This window comes from Buttiauxella noackiae, assembly GCF_000737905.1.
In the GTDB taxonomy this organism is placed as follows: domain Bacteria; phylum Pseudomonadota; class Gammaproteobacteria; order Enterobacterales; family Enterobacteriaceae; genus Buttiauxella; species Buttiauxella noackiae.
In genome coordinates this window covers 218,469-235,850 of the sequence record NZ_JPRU01000002.1, presented here as the reverse complement: position 1 = coordinate 235,850, position 17,382 = coordinate 218,469, and the positions used below count along the sequence as shown (strand labels likewise).

The window sequence follows — 17,382 nt, the reverse complement described above, 5'->3', positions numbered from 1 at the left end:
AACAAGCTGCACCTCTGACATCCTCGTAATCTGGCGGTCGAACACAGTTCTGCCGCCTTTTGTTATTTCTGTAACCTGGAGTTATTCCATGCCTATTTCCTTACTCGCGCTGGCGATGAGTGCATTTGCCATCGGCACGACAGAGTTCGTTATTATGGGCCTGTTGCCCGATGTGGCAGGGGATCTGGCGATCTCTATTCCCACAGCCGGTTGGTTGATTAGCGGCTATGCGCTGGGTGTGGCGATTGGTGCACCCATCATGGCGTTACTCACGGCAAGATTGCCGCGCAAACTCTCCCTGGTGTTACTGATGGTGATTTTTATCGTCGGTAACATCCTGTGTGCCTTAGCGCTCAATTACCATTTCCTGATGTTAGCTCGCGTGATTACAGCACTTTGCCATGGTGCATTCTTCGGTATTGGCGCCGTGGTGGCCGCAAGTCTGGTTGCTCCGAATCGTAAAGCATCAGCGGTGGCACTGATGTTCACCGGTCTGACGCTGGCCAATGTGTTGGGCGTGCCGATTGGCACCTGGTTTGGGCAATTGTACGGTTGGCGTTCGACGTTCTGGGGAGTGGCGATCATCGGTGTGGTCGCATTTATTGCGCTGATTGTCAGCCTGCCGTCGCAGAAAGAGGAAGCGCCGACTGACCTTAAACGTGAAGTCAGCGCTTTGGCTAATGGCAAACTTTGGCTTTCTTTGGCGATGACTGTCTTTTTCGCGGCCGCCATGTTTGCTCTATTTAGCTATATCGCACCGATGTTGTTACAGGTTACCGGTGTGACTCATCAAGGCGTAAGCTGGACACTGTTCTTGATTGGTGCGGGTTTAACAGTCGGTAATATTCTTGGTGGGCGCCTGGCAGACTGGAAAGTTTCCTTTAGCCTGATACTGAGTTTTAGCTTGATTGCTATCTTCTCTTTGCTGTTTCGCTGGACTAGCCACGGTATGTGGCTTGCGGAAATCACCTTATTCCTTTGGGCGATGGCAGCTTTTGCGACAGTTCCCGCGCTGCAAATCAACGTTGTGCTGCATGGTAGAGATGCGCCGAACCTGGTTTCGACGCTGAATATTGCGGCCTTTAATGTTGGCAATGCGCTCGGTGCATGGGTTGGCGGTACAGTCATTGCCCACGGCTTTGGCCTGACAGCCGTTCCGGTTGCGGCAGCAGGGCTTGCGGCTATAGGGCTTATCATTTGCCTGATTAACTTTAGTGGTGGAACGGGTCACCATCAGCCGGTAACCGAGTCGTAACTCAGGCATCGAGCAGTTGATTTAGCGGCTCGATGTAAATCTGCATGCTGTTTTGCAGATGCTCGCTGAAAGCGCTCACTAGCGCAGATGCAGGGCGGTGCAGTGGGCGAATCAGGCTCACTGTAAATGGCACCGCCACGCTAAAGCGACGAGCAACCACGCCACTTGAAGCATAATCCAGAGCGGTCAACGGATTGACCACTGATACACCCACCCCAGCCCGTACCATCGCGCAAACCGAGGCTGCACTGTGTGTTTCCATCACCATACGGCGCTTTACGTCGTGCTCCTGAAAAAGCGAATCCAGAAGCTGACGATAGCTGTCGGTGCGTGAAAGGCTAATGTAGTTTTCCCCGGCGAAATCTTGCGGCGTGAGCACTTTTTTACCGGCGAGGCGATGCCCGGCGGGTAACACGCACACTTCATTGAGCGTGAGTAAAGTCTGGCGTTCCGTTCCGGCAGGTGTTGTGGTGTTTTCGGTTAACCCTAAATCATGACGCTGAGCTGATAGCCATTCCTCCAACAGCGGTGATTCCTGCGGCACAATATTCAGACTCAATTCCGGGTAGCGAGCCAGAAATGGTTGAATCAGCATCGGTAAGAATGATTGTGAAAACACGGGTAGGCAGGCTATAGAGAGCTCACCCTGGCGGAATTCGCGCAGGCTTTCAGCAGCACTCAGTATTCTGTCCAGTCCGTACCAGGAGCGCTGCACCTCTTCAAATAACCGTAAACCCTGCACTGTAGGATGTAAGCGCCCGCGGCTACGTTCGAACAATTGCAGGCCAATCAACTTCTCAAGTCTTGCCAGTTCGCGGCTCACTGTAGGCTGTGAAGTATGCAGTAACCCTGCGGCTTCGGTGAGGTTACCGGCAGTCATTACCGCGTGGAAAATTTCGATATGGCGCAGGGTTATTGAGGGCATGATGGTCTCCTTTATCTATATCAGTTTTGCATAGACTCTGGCTAAAGCGATATTTTTTCTTCACTTCACTCTGTGGCGTAATACAAAAAACAAATTGTTGCCGGAGCCAACCATGCCACGCCCACTCAATAACACTGACACTGCTTTAAATGCGCAAAACCTGCTGGCATTGCCAGCTGAATTTGGCTGCCCGGTCTGGGTTTACGATGCGCAAATTATTCGCCAGCAGATTGCTCAATTGCGTCAGTTTGATGTGATCCGCTTCGCGCAAAAAGCGTGCTCCAATATTCATATTTTGCGTCTGATGCGCGAGCAGGGCGTGAAGGTCGATTCTGTTTCACAGGGTGAAATTGAGCGTGCGCTGGCGGCAGGTTACAAGCCGCTGGAAAATCACGACGATATCGTATTCACCGCCGATATGATTGACCAGCCGACGCTGCAACTGGTCGCCGAGCAACAGATTCCGGTTAATGCCGGTTCCGTAGATATGCTCCAACAGCTTGGTGAAGTCTCTCCTGGTCATCGCGTATGGTTACGTGTCAACCCGGGCTTCGGCCATGGCCACAGCCAGAAAACCAATACCGGTGGCGAAAACAGCAAGCACGGTATCTGGCACGCAGATTTACCACAGGCACTGGAAGTTATTCAGCGTTACAAACTGCATTTGGTCGGCATCCATATGCATATTGGTTCTGGTGTTGATTACGGCCACCTGGAGCGTGTTTGTGGTGCGATGGTACAGCAGGTGATTGATTTTGGTCAGGATCTGGAGGCGATTTCCGCAGGTGGTGGCTTGTCTATTCCGTATCATGAAGGTGAAGAAACAATCGACACCAACCACTATTACGGATTGTGGAATGCTGCACGTGAAAAAATTGCTCAGCGTCTGGGGCACGCGGTGAAGCTCGAAATTGAACCAGGCCGTTTCCTGGTGGCGGAGTCTGGTGTGCTGGTGGCTCAGGTGCGTTCGGTTAAAAACATGGGCTCTCGACACTTTGTGCTGATTGATGCCGGGTTTAACGATCTCATGCGGCCGTCGATGTACGGCAGCTACCACCATATTTCCGCTTTGGCGGGTGATGGGCGAGAGCTGACTCAGTTCCCGTTGGTTGAAACTGTTGTTGCCGGGCCATTATGTGAATCTGGGGATGTATTTACTCAACAAGAAGGCGGAAAAGTAGAAACTCGTGCGCTGCCGCAGGTACAGGTGGGGGATTATCTAGTGCTGCATGATACCGGGGCGTATGGCGCATCGATGTCGTCTAACTACAACAGCCGCCCATTATTACCGGAAGTGCTGTTTGATAATGGTCAGGCACGACTGATCCGCCGCCGCCAGACTATTCAGGAGTTGCTGGCGTTAGAGTTGTTCTAATTTCATTGTTTTGTCGGGTGGATAAGCACTGCTTCATCCACCCTTTTCGTCAGAGCTAACGTGGCTCGTAATACGGACCCGGACCGACTGACTCGCGTAAAACCAGCTTGCCAACAAACGGTGGGATTGCTTCAAGCGACTCGCCGTTTGCCAGTTTTATGACTTGATCGATAGCCGTGGTTATCATGCTATCGATAGGCAAATAGACACTCGATAGCGCAGGTTCCAGCCACTGAGCGCTCGGGGCATCATCGAAGCCAAACAACGAAATATCCTGTGGTATTCGCACACCTGACTGATGCAGAGCTTTCGATGCACCCAATGCCATATCATCGTTGCAGGCAAATAGCGCGGTAAATGGTACGCGGCTTTCCAGCAATTCCTGGCACAGTTTATGGCCGAGCTCCATGCTTGAATCACCATATTTGACCCGCTCTTCACTAAAGGCGATACCATGCTTTTGTAGCGCTTTTCGATAACCCATCAGGCGCGCCTGGCCCGTTGGCGTGGAAATTGGCACTGTAATACATGCAATGTCGCGATGGCCTTGCTCTACGAGGTATTCAGTCGCCTTAAATGCAGCATCCTGTTGCTCGAAGAACACGCAGCGATCGCGAGCCTGACTTACATCACGGTTAATTACGACCAGTGGCACTTTGATGCTATTCATGAGCGAAAGTAATGTGCGTTCATTCATAAACCGGGTGTAAAGAACAATGGCGTCACAATGTCTGTCCACCAGCATTTGCACGGCTTCCAGCTCCTTTTGCGGCGTGTCATGCCCATCAGTGACAATCAACTGCTTACCCCAGGCTTCAGTCTGACGTGAGGCTTGCTGTAACAGGCGTCCAAAGTAGAAGCCATCAAAAGTAGACACCACCAGACCCACGCTATTACTGCTGCGATTGGCAAGGGATCGCGCCAAAAAGTTAGGCCGGTAGCCCAGCTCTTCCATGGCGTTAAATACCTGTTCACGGGTGCTCTCTTTGACTTGCCCAATCCCGTTGAGCACGCGTGATACCGTTGCTTTAGAAACGCCAGCGCGTAGCGCGACATCCAGCATTGTTACCATCAATTCATTCCTGATTAAGACGCTTGCTGCGTGGTCGCATGATTTCGCTAGTTTAACATGCTGTGTTTATGAAACATCGGGCTTGCGGCTTCGCTATATCATTTGTCGTGCCAGATCACGCTTTTGAATGATTCAGAATATTTATATTAATTTGGCATACCAAATTAATTGAATTGGTTGGCATTGGAATTCCAATATAACAATGTGGGACATTTATCACGGAAATGTTAAGAAGTTGGTTCTATTTTTGGTATACCAAATAAACCCGTCGCCCTTCAGGATGCAGGGTTGTTGGCTGCTCTCACTCACCTGAATCGCTGACTTCAGTAAGCTCATCGGGATTCGTTTGATAGCCGCCTACCTGCATATTGAAGTCTTTCGGATCCAGGTCGTCATACATCACACTACATAATAAAAAACGACAACACCGAGGTATACCCTATGGCTTTGCAGGAAAAGTTAATCGACTCTCTGGGAAGTTTTGCCACTAAATTCAATAGCTACCGCTATATTATGGCGATCAAAGCTTCCTTTATTACCCTGATGCCAGTGATCATCGTTGGGGCATTCTCAGTACTGATCTCTAATATGGTGCTAGATCCCAAAAATGGTCTTGCCAGTTTTTCCGCGCTGTCGTTTCTCGCACAGCTAAAGCCGATTACCGCGGCGATAAACTATGCCACGCTTAACTTTTTGAACATTGGCGCGGTGTTCCTGATTGGTATCGAACTGGGCAGGATAAACGGTATTAAAAGTCTGTTCCCGGGATTGCTGGCGGTGATCTGTTTTATCTGTGTTACGCCGACCACAATCGAGATGATGGTCGACGGGCAGATGCACATGGTGAAAGACATTCTGGCACGCCAGTTTTCTGATACCCGCAGCCTGTTCCTTGGCATGTTTATCGCCATTTTATCGGTTGAAATTTACTGCTGGCTGGAAAAAAGGGAAGGGCTGAAGATCAAAATGCCTGACACCGTTCCGCCGAATGTTTCTGCTTCTTTCTCCGCATTGATCCCATCGATCATTACCGTTACCGCTATAGCGACCTTTGGTTTTATTTTTCACCAAACGACGGGCATGTACCTGTATGACGCGGTCTATCAGGTGGTACAGCAACCGTTGGAAAAAGTGGTGCAAAGCCTACCGGGCATTTTGTTGTTGATGTTTGTGGCGCAGCTTTTCTGGGTTATCGGTATTCATGGCAACCAGATGATTAAGCCTATCCGCGAGCCGCTGCTGCTTGGGGCGATTACCGTGAACATGAGCGCGTTTGAACAAGGTAAAGAGATTCCTAATATCATCACCATGCCGTTCTGGGATGTGTATATGAGTATCGGTGGTTCTGGCTTAACCATCGGCCTGCTGATTGCGGTGATGATTGCGACAAAAAGGAAAGAAATGAAAGAGATAGCCAAACTCTCTTTTGGTCCTGGGATCTTCAATATTAACGAGCCAGTTATTTTTGGTATGCCGATTATGCTTAATCCCATACTGGCTATTCCTTTCATCATTACGCCACTGGTCACCGGCAGTATTGGTTATTTCGCCACGGTAATGGGTTTTGCGGGTAAAGCCGTTGTGATGGTGCCATGGACCACGCCACCGCTCATCAACGCCTGGCTTTCTACTGCCGGTTCTATGGGGGCGGTCATTACGCAATTGGGTTGTATTTTGGTTTCTGTGCTGATTTACCTGCCGTTTGTGAAAATCGCTTCTCGCCGTGCCGAACAGGCTCAATTGCAGGCCGAACAGCAACAAATTGCCAATAACGCATGAGGAAGGTATGAGCAACGTAAAAATCACTATCCCAAAAGATTTTATCCTTGGTGCAGCGGCATCGGCCTGGCAAACAGAAGGCTGGAGCGGTAAGAAAGAGGGGCAGGATTCGTGGCTGGATGCCTGGTATAAAAACGACAGGCACGTCTGGCATGAGGGCTACGGCCCGGCGGTCGCCACGGATTTTATTAATCGTTATCGCGAAGATGTGGCGTTGATGAAACAGGCAGGGTTGACGCATTACCGCACTTCCATCAATTGGTCTCGCTTTTTCACTGACTATGAAAATGGCGTGGTTGATGAGGAATATGCGCAGTACTACGACAATCTGATCGACGAAATGCGCAGGAATGGCATTGAGCCGATGATCTGCCTCGAACACTACGAACTGCCTGCCACATTGTTTGAAACTTACGGCGGATGGGCGTCGAAGAAGGTTGTCGATTTGTATCTGTTATACGCGGAGAAAGTTTTTGCTCGTTATGCCCACAAGGTGAATCGCTGGTTTACTTTTAACGAGCCGATTGTGGTGCAGACCCGCGTGTATCTTGATGCGCTACGTTGGCCATATGAGCAAAATACCCATAAATGGATGCAGTGGAATCACCATAAAAACCTCGCCACAGCGAAAGTGGTGAAACATTTCCGCGAGAAAGGTTATAGCGGAACCATTGGCTGCATTCTTAATCCAGAAGTGATCTATGCGCGGTCCAGTGCCGCTCATGATCAGCAAGCGGCGCAAATTTACGATCTGTTCTACAACCGTGTATTCCTGGACCCTCTGGTGCATGGTGAATATCCGCAACAGCTAATGGAATTGCTGGAAAAGCACAATGTGCAGTGGGATTACACTGAACAAGAACTGGCAATCATCCGCGAAAATACCGTTGATGAATTGGGGATTAATTTGTACTACCCGCACCGGGTAAAAGCACCGTCGAGAGCCTGGAACCCGGAGACCCCATTCCATCCGGCTTATTATTATGAACCGTTTGAGTTGCCTGGGCGGCGGATGAATAAGTCGCGTGGGTGGGAAATCTACCCGCGCATTGTTTATGACATGGCGATGCGCATTAAAACCGAGTACCGCAATATTCCGTGGTTTGTCGCGGAGAGCGGAATGGGCACAGAAAATGAAGCTCAGTTTCGCAATGCTGACGGTGTGATTGAAGATGATTATCGTATTGCGTTTATCAGCGAACATTTGTACCAGACGCTGCGCGCCCGTGAAGATGGCGCCAACTGTCAGGGCTATATGCTGTGGGCTTTCACCGATAATGTTTCGCCAATGAACGCATTCAAAAACCGCTACGGTTTGATTGAGATTAACCTGCAAAACAACCGCGAGCGACGTGCGAAAAAATCAGCCCATTGGTATCGGACGTTGGGTGAAACTCGCACGTTACAAATCACCATTGACGATGAATGGAAATAATTATTCAGCAGCTTAATTTGATAAGCTAATGAGTATTGATCAGCGGCATAACCCAGTGCCGCTTTTTGCAAAAACGTAGGTAACGCTGTGGACAAGGTAGTACTTTCGCCAGAAAAAAAACAATACCAGGAAATTGGTGAGGATCTGCGCGCGCAAATAATACAAGGATTGTATCCAGTCGGTTCGCGTTTGCCGCCGGAACGAAATATTGCGGAGACTTACGGTGTTAGCCGCACCATTGTCCGTGAAGCCCTGCTCATGCTTGAACTGCAAGGTACGGTTGATATTCGCCAGGGTTCGGGAGTGTATGTCACCCGCGTTCCTGCAGAAAACGAAGCGGAAGAAGAAGCGTTTTTCAGTAGCGATATTGGTCCGTTTGAAATGCTCCAGGCCCGCCAGTTGCTCGAAAGCAACATCGCGGCGTTCGCTGCCAAAATGGCAACCAAAGCTGATATCGACAATCTCAAACGTATTCTCGAACAAGAGCAACGTGCGATTGCGATTAACGACCTGGGCCAGGATAACTGCAAAATGTTTCATCTGGTGCTGGCAGGCGCTTCGCAAAACCAGATGTTATTGGCGACGGTTGAAAGCATCTGGCGTCATATGGACAGCAGCCCAATGTGGCAGCAACTGCGCGCGCATATCGATTCCCGCAGTTATCGTCTGAAATGGCTTGGCGACTTACAAACTATTCTGGCTGCACTTCGCCGCCGGGATGTGATGGGCTCGTGGCAGGCAATGTGGCAGCATCTTGAAAACGTGAAAAACAGTCTGCTTGAACAGTCTGATTCTGATGCTCCTGATTTTGACGGCTATTTGTTCGAGTCCGTTCCTATCTTCCAGGGAAAACTGATGTGAAAATTGTGCCACTTTACGCAGTGCCACAACATGAACAGCAAATTACCGATTGGCTGTGGCAAGCGTTTGGTACTTCCGATAGCCGGGACTTTTTCGCCTCAATTGTGGCAACACGCCAGCGAGAAGAGAAGATGCCTTTAACTTTCGCTGCGGTTGAAGGTGAGAAGCTAGTTGGAACGGTAGGGTTATGGCGCTGCGATCTGATTAGCCGCCAGGATCTTTATCCATGGCTGGCTGCACTTTACATCGATGAAAACCAGCGCGGACAAGGTTTAGGGGAAAAACTCCAACAGCACGTTATCGAATATGCCCGTGGACTCGGTTACCCGCAGCTTTATCTTTACTCAGCCTGTAAAGGTTATTACGAACGTTTTGGGTGGCAGTACATTGGTGATGGCCTTGACTACCCAAATACACCGGTTCATTTGTACCAATTTACTCTCTGAACATTACTCGCCTGAATACGCAATGACTGAATGACGACGCACAAGCGTTGGGCTAAACATGTGAGTGATTTCTGGTAGTTCACGTTTTTCAGCCAGTGCCAGTGCCAGTTCTGCAGCTTGTGCTGCCATCGTGATTATTGGATAACGCACTGTAGTCAGGCGTGGGCGTACGTAGCGCGAGATCAGCACATCATCAAAGCCAATCAATGAAATCTCTTTTGGTACGTCAATTCCGTTGTCATTGAGAACGCCCATCGCACCTGCGGCCATAGAATCGTTATAACAGGCGACTGCGCTGAAGTGTTTCCCACGCCCTAATAATTCGGTCATGGCTTGTTCACCGCCACTCTCATCCGGTTCACCGTAAGTCACTAAGCGATCATTCACCGGCAAGCCGTGCTCCGTAAGCGCATCGTAGTAACCCTGTAGTCGGTCATCCGCATCAGAAATCTGGTGGTTGGAACACAGATAACCAATTTTGGTATGGCCTTGCTGAATCAGATGTCGTGTCGCGAGCCAAGCGCCATAGCGATCGTCAAGTGCTACGCAACGCTGCTCAAAACCTGGCAAGATGCGATTAATCACTACCATCCCAGGCATCTGCTTCATTAGTGAAATCAACTCACTATCAGGAATCATCTTCGCGTGAACCACTAATGCCGCACAACGATGGCGAATGAGTTGTTCAATGGCCTGACGCTCTTTTTGTTCGTTGTGATAGCCATTGCCGATCAATAAAAAGTTACCGGTGCGGTAAGCAACTTGCTCGACGGCTTTTACCATTGCGCCAAAGAAAGGGTCGGACACATCGCCAACAATAAGTCCGATAGTTTCAGTAGTTTGTTGCGCCAGCGCACGCGCATTGGCGTTAGGGTGATAATTTAGCTCTTCCATCGCGCAAGTTACTGCCTGACGTGATGCATCGCTGGCTTTTGGTGAATCATTAATGACACGAGACACAGTGGCGACAGAAACGCCTGCCAGTCTTGCTACATCCTTTATTGTCGCCATCGTCAATATTCCTGGGTGGGTAAACGCTTACACAACGTTAAGTGTTACGGAAAAGACACGCTACTTCAAGGTTGGAACTGTATTCCTTGTCGCAAACCTATGCAAAATGGGGGCGTTTTGAGTGTAATCGTTACACTTAGCCAACTCGGAAATTCAAGCGCAGCGGCAGAAAGAGGCATGTTCTGGATTTTTAATGATTTCAGACTAAATTTTTGCTTACAGTTTGCAGCGTGCTGTTGCTATTTCGCCATGGCGAAAAGTATTCAGCCACTGCTACATTTGAAGTCCCAGAGGTATTGATAGGTGATGTCAGCATCTAATGCTGATCACATGAATTACACCAACCTGCGCGGATGCGCAGGTTTTTTTTGCCCAAAATTTGCCTGCCTGTAACAAGACGCGATGTTTTAAACACCTGGTTGCACTTTCCGCTAATTCTCTTGCTTTTTCTCGCTGGTGACACCGACTGTACTGAGCCACAATTCAGATCCCAGAGGTATTGATTGGTGAGAATTCTAGTTACGTTGTTAAGTACAATTCTTTTGCACCAACCTGCGCAGATGCGCAGGTTTTTTTTGTCTTTTTTTCAGAGTTGACACACATTCCTCCTCTCGCTCCCATGCAGTTAGTCATGTAATCTGCCGCTACACTTAATTGCCTGCGGTTCATTAATGACAAAGGGAGTTGCTATGCTATTTGGTTTTTTCCGTACGCTTTTTCGTATTCTGTTCAGGGTGCGACTTCATGGCGATCAAAAACTTCTTTCCCAACCACGCGTTCTGATTGTCCCCAATCACGTCTCCTTTATTGACGGCATTTTACTGGCATTATTTTTACCGGGGCGCCCGGTTTTTGCGGTGTATTCATCGATTAGCCAGCAGTGGTATATGCGTTGGCTAAAATCGCTGATTGATTTTGTGCCGCTTGACCCAACTAAACCGATGTCGATTAAGCATCTGGTTCGCCTGGTTGAGCAGGGACGACCGGTTGTTATCTTCCCGGAAGGGCGTATCTCGGTGACTGGCTCACTGATGAAAATCTATGAGGGCGCAGGGTTTGTTGCCGCTAAATCTAATGCGACTGTTATCCCCATTCGCATTGATGGTGCTGAACTGACATTTTTCAGCCGTCTGAAAGGGTTGGTCAAACGCCGCTTATTCCCGCGCATTAATCTACATATTCTGCCACCCACTTCAATTGCGATGCCTGATGCACCACGTGCCCGCGAGCGTCGTAAAATGGCTGGGGAGATGCTTCATCAAATAATGATGGAAGCGCGTATGGCAGTGCGTCCTCGGGAAACATTGTTTGAGGCTTTGCTTTGCGCACAGTACCGCTACGGCGATCGTAAAAACTGCATCGAAGACATTAATTTCAAACCCGATACCTATCGTAGCTTACTCACTAAAACACTATTTGTTGGGCGCATTCTGAATAAATACAGTGCGCCGGGCGAAACCATCGGGCTGATGTTGCCGAATGCGGCAATAACCGCTGCGGTGATTTTTGGTGCGTCATCGCGCGGACGGATTCCTGCCATGATGAACTACACCGCTGGCGTGAAAGGGTTGACCAGCGCGATAACGGCGGCTCAGCTCAAAACGATTTTCACCTCGCGCCAGTTTCTCGATAAAGGCAAGTTATGGCACCTTCCGGAGCAGCTTACACAGGTGCGCTGGGTGTTCCTCGAAGATTTAAAAGCAGAGGTAACACTTAGCGATAAACTATGGATATTCGCTCATTTATTCGTGCCGCATCTCGCCCAGGTAAAGCAGCAGCCAGAAGATGCGGCGATGGTGCTGTTCACTTCCGGGTCTGAAGGGAATCCAAAAGGCGTAGTGCATAGCCATAAAAGCCTGTTGGCAAACGTTGAACAAATTCGCACTATTGCTGATTTTACGGCCAATGACCGCTTTATGTCAGCGTTGCCACTGTTCCACTCTTTTGGCCTGACGGTAGGTTTGTTCACACCGCTATTAACCGGTGCGGAGGTCTTCCTGTACCCAAGCCCGCTGCATTATCGCATTGTGCCGGAACTGGTTTATGACCGTAACTGTACCGTGCTGTTTGGCACATCCACATTCCTCGGCAACTATGCGCGTTTTGCAAACCCATATGATTTCTTCCGTTTACGATATGTTGTAGCAGGGGCGGAAAAACTCCAGGAAAGCACCAAACAGCTTTGGCAGGATAAATTCGGCTTGCGCATTCTTGAAGGCTACGGCGTAACCGAGTGCGCACCAGTAGTTTCTATCAACGTCCCAATGGCGGCGAAGGTCGGGACTGTGGGGCGCATTCTCCCGGCGATGGATGCCCGTCTGATGGCGGTTCCCGGTATTGAAGATGGCGGGCGGCTACAACTGAAGGGGCCGAACATCATGAAAGGTTATCTTCGTGTGGAAAACCCTGGTGTACTGGAAGCGCCGGGCGCTGAAAATGCACTGGGTGAAGTTGAACCGGGTTGGTATGACACGGGCGATATCGTTAAATTTGATGAAAATGGTTTTTGTGTAATTCAGGGGCGAGCAAAACGCTTTGCAAAAATTGCTGGTGAAATGGTTTCGCTGGAAATGGTGGAGCAACTGGCACTCGGTGTTTCTCCAGAAAAAATGCATGCAACCGTTATCAAAATGGATGCAGCAAAGGGTGAGGCATTGGTGATGTTCACCACTGATAACGAACTTAACCGCGAAAAACTGCTGCAATATGCTCGCGCAAATGGTGTGCCGGAGCTGGCTATTCCTCGTGATATTCGCTTCCTGAAACAGTTGCCTGTGTTAGGTAGCGGTAAACCAGATTATGTCAGCCTGAAAGCGCTGGTAGACCAGCCGGAGACAGAGAATGCATGATAATGCCGTGAACGACACCTCTATCTGGTCCAGAGGTATGATGGCAGTTACCGGCGCACAGTTTCTATCGGCGTTTGGTGATAACGCACTGTTGTTTGCCACGCTTGCGGTGCTGAAACAACAGTTCTATCCCGACTGGAGCCAGCCTGTTTTACAGATGGTCTTTGTCGGTGCGTACATTTTGTTTGCTCCGTTTGTCGGCCAGATAGCTGATAGCTTTGCCAAGGGACGGGTGATGATGTTCGCCAACAGCCTCAAACTGATGGGAGCGGCAATTATCTGTTTTGGCTTCAATCCGTTTGTCGGCTATACGCTGGTGGGCGTGGGGGCTGCTGCTTATTCACCGGCTAAATATGGCATTCTCGGTGAACTTACCACCGGCGATCGTCTGGTGAAGGCTAATGGCCTGATGGAATCTTCGACCATTGCCGCAATTTTGCTTGGCTCAATGGCTGGCGGTGTGCTGGCCGACTGGCATATCCTGGCGGCACTGAGCGTGTGCGTGCTGGTGTATGCGGGTGCGGTTGTTGCCAACCTCTTCATCCCAAAACTTGCCCCTGCGCGCCCTGGTCAGTCATGGCGCTTTACACCGATGACGCGCAGTTTCTTCACGGCGTGTCGTACACTTTGGCACAACGGTGAAACTCGTTTCTCGTTAGTTGGCACCAGTTTGTTCTGGGGTGCAGGCGTAACATTGCGCTTCTTGCTGGTGTTGTGGGTGCCGGTCGCGCTGGGTATTACCGATAACGCGACGCCAACGTATTTGAATGCGATGGTGGCGGTGGGGATTGTCGTTGGGGCCGGTGCAGCGGCAAAACTGGTGACGCTTAAAACTGTCGCGCGTTGTATGCCTGCCGGTATTTTGATTGGCGTTGGCGTACTGTTCTTCGCCATGCAAACCGCATTGCTGCCGTCTTATATGCTGCTGGTGCTGATTGGTATTATGGGTGGTTTCTTCGTTGTGCCGCTGAACGCATTGCTTCAGGAACGAGGGAAGCATTCGGTGGGCGCAGGGAATGCGATTGCAGTGCAGAATCTCGGTGAAAATACCGCGATGTTACTGATGCTTGGGTTGTATTCGCTGGCGGTTAAAACTGGCGCATCGATAGTCGGCATTGGCATTGGTTTCGGTGCTGTGTTTGCGCTGGCTATTGCAGGATTGTGGGTTTGGCAGGTTCGTCAGAAATAGAGAATTTCCCCTCTCCAACTGGAGAGGGGTTTATAGTTTAAGGCGCAGGATAAGTATAAACGCGGTTCACCGCTTCCAGCTCTTCAATCACCTCTTCGCTTAGGTCCAGATGTAGGCTCTCAAGGTTAGTCTTTAACTGCTCAAGTGTGGTGGCACCTAACAGCGTGCTGGCAACAAATGGCTGACGGCGAACAAATGCGAGTGCCATTTGGGCTGGGTCAATATTGTGTCGCTTCGCAACATCAACATAGGCTGCAACCGCATGCTGAGTCTGTTCACCGCTATAACGAGTGAAGCGGCTAAACAGCGTGTTGCGAGCGCCAGCAGGTTTAGCTCCGTTAAGATATTTACCCGTCAGTGTTCCGAACGCCAGACAGGAATAAGCCAGCAACTCCACACCTTCGCGCTGAGTAATTTCTGCAAGCCCCACTTCAAAGCTGCGGTTTACTAAGCTGTAGGGGTTCTGAATGGTGACGATACGCGGCAAATCATGCTTTTCAGCAAGTTGCAGGTAACGCATCACGCCCCATGGCGTTTCATTGGAGACACCGATATAGCGGATTTTCCCGGCACGCTGGAACTCGGTGAGTGCTTCCAGGGTTTCAAGTAGGGTGACCGGTACTGCGTTATCGGTCCATGTATATCCCAGTTTGCCAAAGCAGTTAGTGGCTCGTTGCGGCCAGTGAACTTGATAAAGATCGATATAGTCGGTTTGCAAACGTTTCAGGCTGGCGTCCAGCGCATCGCGAATGTTTCGGCGATCCAGCATTTGATTGGGACGGATGCCGGCATCGTTGTTGCGGCTTGGGCCACTGACTTTTGTGGCGATAATTAACTTCTCGCGATTCGCGCGTTGCTTTAACCAGTTACCGACGTAGGTTTCTGTTAAGCCTTGAGTTTCCGGGCGAGGTGGCACAGGGTACATTTCCGCGACATCAATCAGGTTAACGCCCTGGCTGACAGCGTAATCAAGTTGTTCATGAGCGTCGGCTTCGCTGTTTTGCTCACCAAACGTCATGGTTCCCAGCCCTAACGTACTTATTTCAAGAGAGCTGTGGGGGATACGGTGATAGTGCATAGCCGCTTTCCTTATTCTACTGTCTTATCCGTCAGGCAAACGCCCGACAAAAATGGACTATAAACATGGCAGAGGGAAGGGAAAAGCGGAAGGGGGTAAATGAAGAAAAAGTATTACAGGCCAGCGAGGCGCTGACCTTTAGTCGCTGTATTTACTAACGTTCAATGATCTGTGAAACATCATCGCGATTAATCTGCATCTCATTGCCTTGCTGATCGCGATAACTAACTAAACCGGTGTCGTCATCGACTTGCGGTTTACCATCTGTCAGGATCATACGGCCATCTTTGGTTGCCATCACGTAATCGCTGCTACAACCTGAAACCGCAAATGCCAGACCGACAGCGGAAATTATAACTGCCCATTTTTTCATTGTTATTCGCCTCGTGTGGTTTGGAATGACATATACAGTCTAGTAATAACTCGGGCAACCAGGAAAAGTAAGCAGTAAATTCTTAAAAGAAACAGAGGGGAAGCGAGAATACCTCCCCCGAGACGATTAAAGCGGGTTCTTTTTGTTGCGAATAAGATTTAGCGTTTCTACAGCGATTGAGAAGAACATCGCAAAGTAGATGTAACCTTTCGGCACATGAATATCGAAGCCTTCCAGGATCAGCGTAAAACCGACCAGCAACAAGAATGACAGCGCCAGCATTTTCACCGAAGGGTGGCGTTCTACAAAATCACCAATCGATTTTGCAGCAAACATCATTACCATGACGGCAATCACTACAGCAGCCATCATAATAAACAGATGATCGGACAGGCCAACTGCGGTAATAACGGAATCCAGACTGAAGATAATATCCAGCAGCATTATCTGCACGATTGCGCCAAAGAAGGAGTGAACGTTGGTTTTCATTCCTTCCTCTTCACCTTCAATGGACTCGTGAATCTCTTTACTCGCTTTCCAGATTAAGAACAGACCACCTAATGTCAAAATGAGGTCTCGTGCCGAGAACGCATGGCCCATCACGGAAAACAGTGGGTGAATTAAGTGCGTCATCCAGGCGATTGACGCCAGTAACACCAGACGCATAATCATCGCAGCGCCCAGTCCCAGACGGCGGGCTTTAGCTTGTTGTGCTTTCGGCAGCTTCGCCACGACAAGTGAAAGGAAGATGATATTGTCGATACCCAGTACGATTTCCAAAATCGTCAGGGTGCCCAGCGCCATCCACGCGTTAGGGTCGGTAATCCATGCAAACAACATTAAAAAATCCTGCCTGAAAATATAAAACGCCAATTATAAACGCCAGCCTGGAACTGGGTGCAAGTTAAATGAATCTACAACAAGAAATGACGAGCCAGCAAAGCGGCGGTGAAATTCTTTTTCAGATAAAAACCGCGGGGGAGCGTAAGAATTGGCGCGCCATCAGCACCGAACGCATTGGTTAGCGCTTTGCTGTTGGCGGCTTTAGGGCGTAACTGCAACACTTCTCCGTGACGTGCGGTGATGCGCTCAACCTGGCCGAGGACAATCAAATCCATTAACTCTTCCCAGTCCTGGCGTAACTGCTGCTCTTCCTCTTCGGAAGGAGTCCACAGCAAAGGGGTGCCGATATGCCGCTGCGCAAGAGGAATTTGCCGTTCTCCTTCAACCGGAACCCAGAGCACCCGTTTTAACTTGTGGCGCACATGGCTGGTTTCCCAGCTCACCCCAGTGTTGCCGGTGAGCGGGGCCACGCAAACAAAAGTCGTTTCCAACGGGCGGCCAAGTCTATCCACAGGGATGGTTTTCAGCTCAATCCCTAATGCTGCGAAATCTTGTTCAGGTTTGCTACCAGCACTGGCACCCAACCATACTTCGAGCAAAACACCGATCCAGCCTTTGTCGCGCTTTAGATCCTTTGGGATCGGTAATCTGGCTAAAGTCGCCAGTTCACCTAGCGTATAGCCTGCCAGTTTCTGAGCTTGAGTCAGTAAAATCTGTTCGTTTTCTGGAGGGTTAAGTAAAGGACTAAGTGTTTGCATAGTGTCTTATTACTGGCTGGTCAAAAATTAATCGTAATTATCCCGCGATAGGAAGATAGTTTAGCGTGCCGGGGATAAGAATGGCAATTTACTGATTTTTAATCATTTTTAAGATTAAAAATTATCGTTTTGT

General features: G+C 49.6%; 15 protein-coding genes. 8 read left to right on the top strand and 7 right to left on the bottom strand.

Annotated features, from left to right (window positions below):
* The first annotated feature begins 88 nt into the window (after positions 1-88).
* Positions 89-1,255 (top strand): MFS transporter, encoded by a 1,167-nt coding sequence (locus tag IX31_RS09570; protein ID WP_034457570.1) that lies wholly within the window; start codon positions 89-91, stop codon positions 1,253-1,255.
* 1 nt (position 1,256) lies between these two features.
* Here the strand turns inward: IX31_RS09570 and IX31_RS09565 are convergent, their stop codons facing one another.
* Positions 1,257-2,180, bottom strand: a complete 924-nt coding sequence (locus IX31_RS09565) for a LysR family transcriptional regulator (RefSeq protein WP_034457569.1) — start codon at positions 2,178-2,180, stop codon at positions 1,257-1,259.
* A 112-nt stretch (positions 2,181-2,292) separates the two neighbouring features.
* On the opposite strand from IX31_RS09565, the gene lysA reads away from it, so the two are divergent.
* Positions 2,293-3,555, top strand: a complete 1,263-nt coding sequence (gene lysA, locus IX31_RS09560; protein ID WP_034457567.1) for a diaminopimelate decarboxylase — start codon at positions 2,293-2,295, stop codon at positions 3,553-3,555.
* 55 nt (positions 3,556-3,610) lie between these two features.
* Here the strand turns inward: lysA and IX31_RS09555 are convergent, their stop codons facing one another.
* Positions 3,611-4,627, bottom strand: a complete 1,017-nt coding sequence (locus IX31_RS09555) for a LacI family DNA-binding transcriptional regulator (RefSeq protein WP_034457565.1) — start codon at positions 4,625-4,627, stop codon at positions 3,611-3,613.
* Between the two features lie 441 nt (positions 4,628-5,068).
* Here IX31_RS09555 and IX31_RS09550 point away from each other — a divergent pair, with 441 nt between their 5' ends.
* The 4 genes from IX31_RS09550 to IX31_RS09535 all read left to right on the top strand — a co-directional run bounded on the left by IX31_RS09550 (position 5,069) and on the right by IX31_RS09535 (position 9,148).
* Positions 5,069-6,406, top strand: a complete 1,338-nt coding sequence (locus tag IX31_RS09550) for a PTS sugar transporter subunit IIC (protein ID WP_034457563.1) — start codon at positions 5,069-5,071, stop codon at positions 6,404-6,406.
* Positions 6,407-6,413: 7 nt separating this feature from the next.
* Positions 6,414-7,841 carry a glycoside hydrolase family 1 protein gene (locus IX31_RS09545; protein ID WP_034457562.1) on the top strand — a complete coding sequence of 476 codons (1,428 nt, stop codon included), beginning with the start codon at positions 6,414-6,416 and terminating at the stop codon, positions 7,839-7,841.
* An 87-nt stretch (positions 7,842-7,928) separates the two neighbouring features.
* On the top strand, positions 7,929-8,702 hold the full coding sequence (locus tag IX31_RS09540) for a GntR family transcriptional regulator (protein ID WP_034457561.1): 774 nt from the start codon (positions 7,929-7,931) through the stop codon (positions 8,700-8,702).
* Complete coding sequence (locus tag IX31_RS09535; RefSeq protein ID WP_034457560.1) at positions 8,699-9,148, top strand: GNAT family N-acetyltransferase; 450 nt, start codon at positions 8,699-8,701, stop codon at positions 9,146-9,148. Before IX31_RS09540 ends, IX31_RS09535 begins: the two co-directional genes overlap by 4 nt.
* A 3-nt stretch (positions 9,149-9,151) precedes the next feature.
* Here IX31_RS09535 and galR read toward each other — a convergent pair whose 3' ends face one another.
* Positions 9,152-10,159: an HTH-type transcriptional regulator GalR gene (gene galR / locus IX31_RS09530; protein WP_034457559.1), complete on the bottom strand. Its 1,008-nt coding sequence runs from the start codon at positions 10,157-10,159 to the stop codon at positions 9,152-9,154.
* A 689-nt stretch (positions 10,160-10,848) separates the two neighbouring features.
* Between galR and aas the strand changes: the two genes are divergently transcribed.
* Both aas and lplT read left to right on the top strand, forming a co-directional pair.
* On the top strand, positions 10,849-13,008 hold the full coding sequence (gene aas, locus IX31_RS09525; protein ID WP_034457558.1) for a bifunctional acyl-ACP--phospholipid O-acyltransferase/long-chain-fatty-acid--ACP ligase: 2,160 nt from the start codon (positions 10,849-10,851) through the stop codon (positions 13,006-13,008).
* Positions 13,001-14,197 (top strand): lysophospholipid transporter LplT, encoded by a 1,197-nt coding sequence (gene lplT / locus IX31_RS09520; RefSeq protein WP_198528563.1) that lies wholly within the window; start codon positions 13,001-13,003, stop codon positions 14,195-14,197. Before aas ends, lplT begins: the two co-directional genes overlap by 8 nt.
* Positions 14,198-14,234: 37 nt before the next feature.
* Here the strand turns inward: lplT and IX31_RS09515 are convergent, their stop codons facing one another.
* The 4 genes from IX31_RS09515 to mutH all read right to left on the bottom strand — a co-directional run bounded on the left by IX31_RS09515 (position 14,235) and on the right by mutH (position 17,249).
* Positions 14,235-15,275, bottom strand: a complete 1,041-nt coding sequence (locus tag IX31_RS09515; RefSeq protein WP_034457557.1) for an NADP(H)-dependent aldo-keto reductase — start codon at positions 15,273-15,275, stop codon at positions 14,235-14,237.
* 154 nt (positions 15,276-15,429) lie between these two features.
* Positions 15,430-15,648: a YgdI/YgdR family lipoprotein gene (locus IX31_RS09510; protein ID WP_034457556.1), complete on the bottom strand. Its 219-nt coding sequence runs from the start codon at positions 15,646-15,648 to the stop codon at positions 15,430-15,432.
* A gap of 126 nt (positions 15,649-15,774) precedes the next feature.
* Positions 15,775-16,488, bottom strand: coding sequence for a TerC family protein (locus IX31_RS09505; RefSeq protein WP_034457554.1), 714 nt, complete (start codon positions 16,486-16,488; stop codon positions 15,775-15,777).
* A 74-nt stretch (positions 16,489-16,562) separates the two neighbouring features.
* A complete protein-coding gene (mutH, locus tag IX31_RS09500) occupies positions 16,563-17,249 on the bottom strand; it encodes a DNA mismatch repair endonuclease MutH (protein WP_034457552.1) in 687 nt (228 codons plus the stop codon).
* Positions 17,250-17,382: the final 133 nt, after the last annotated feature.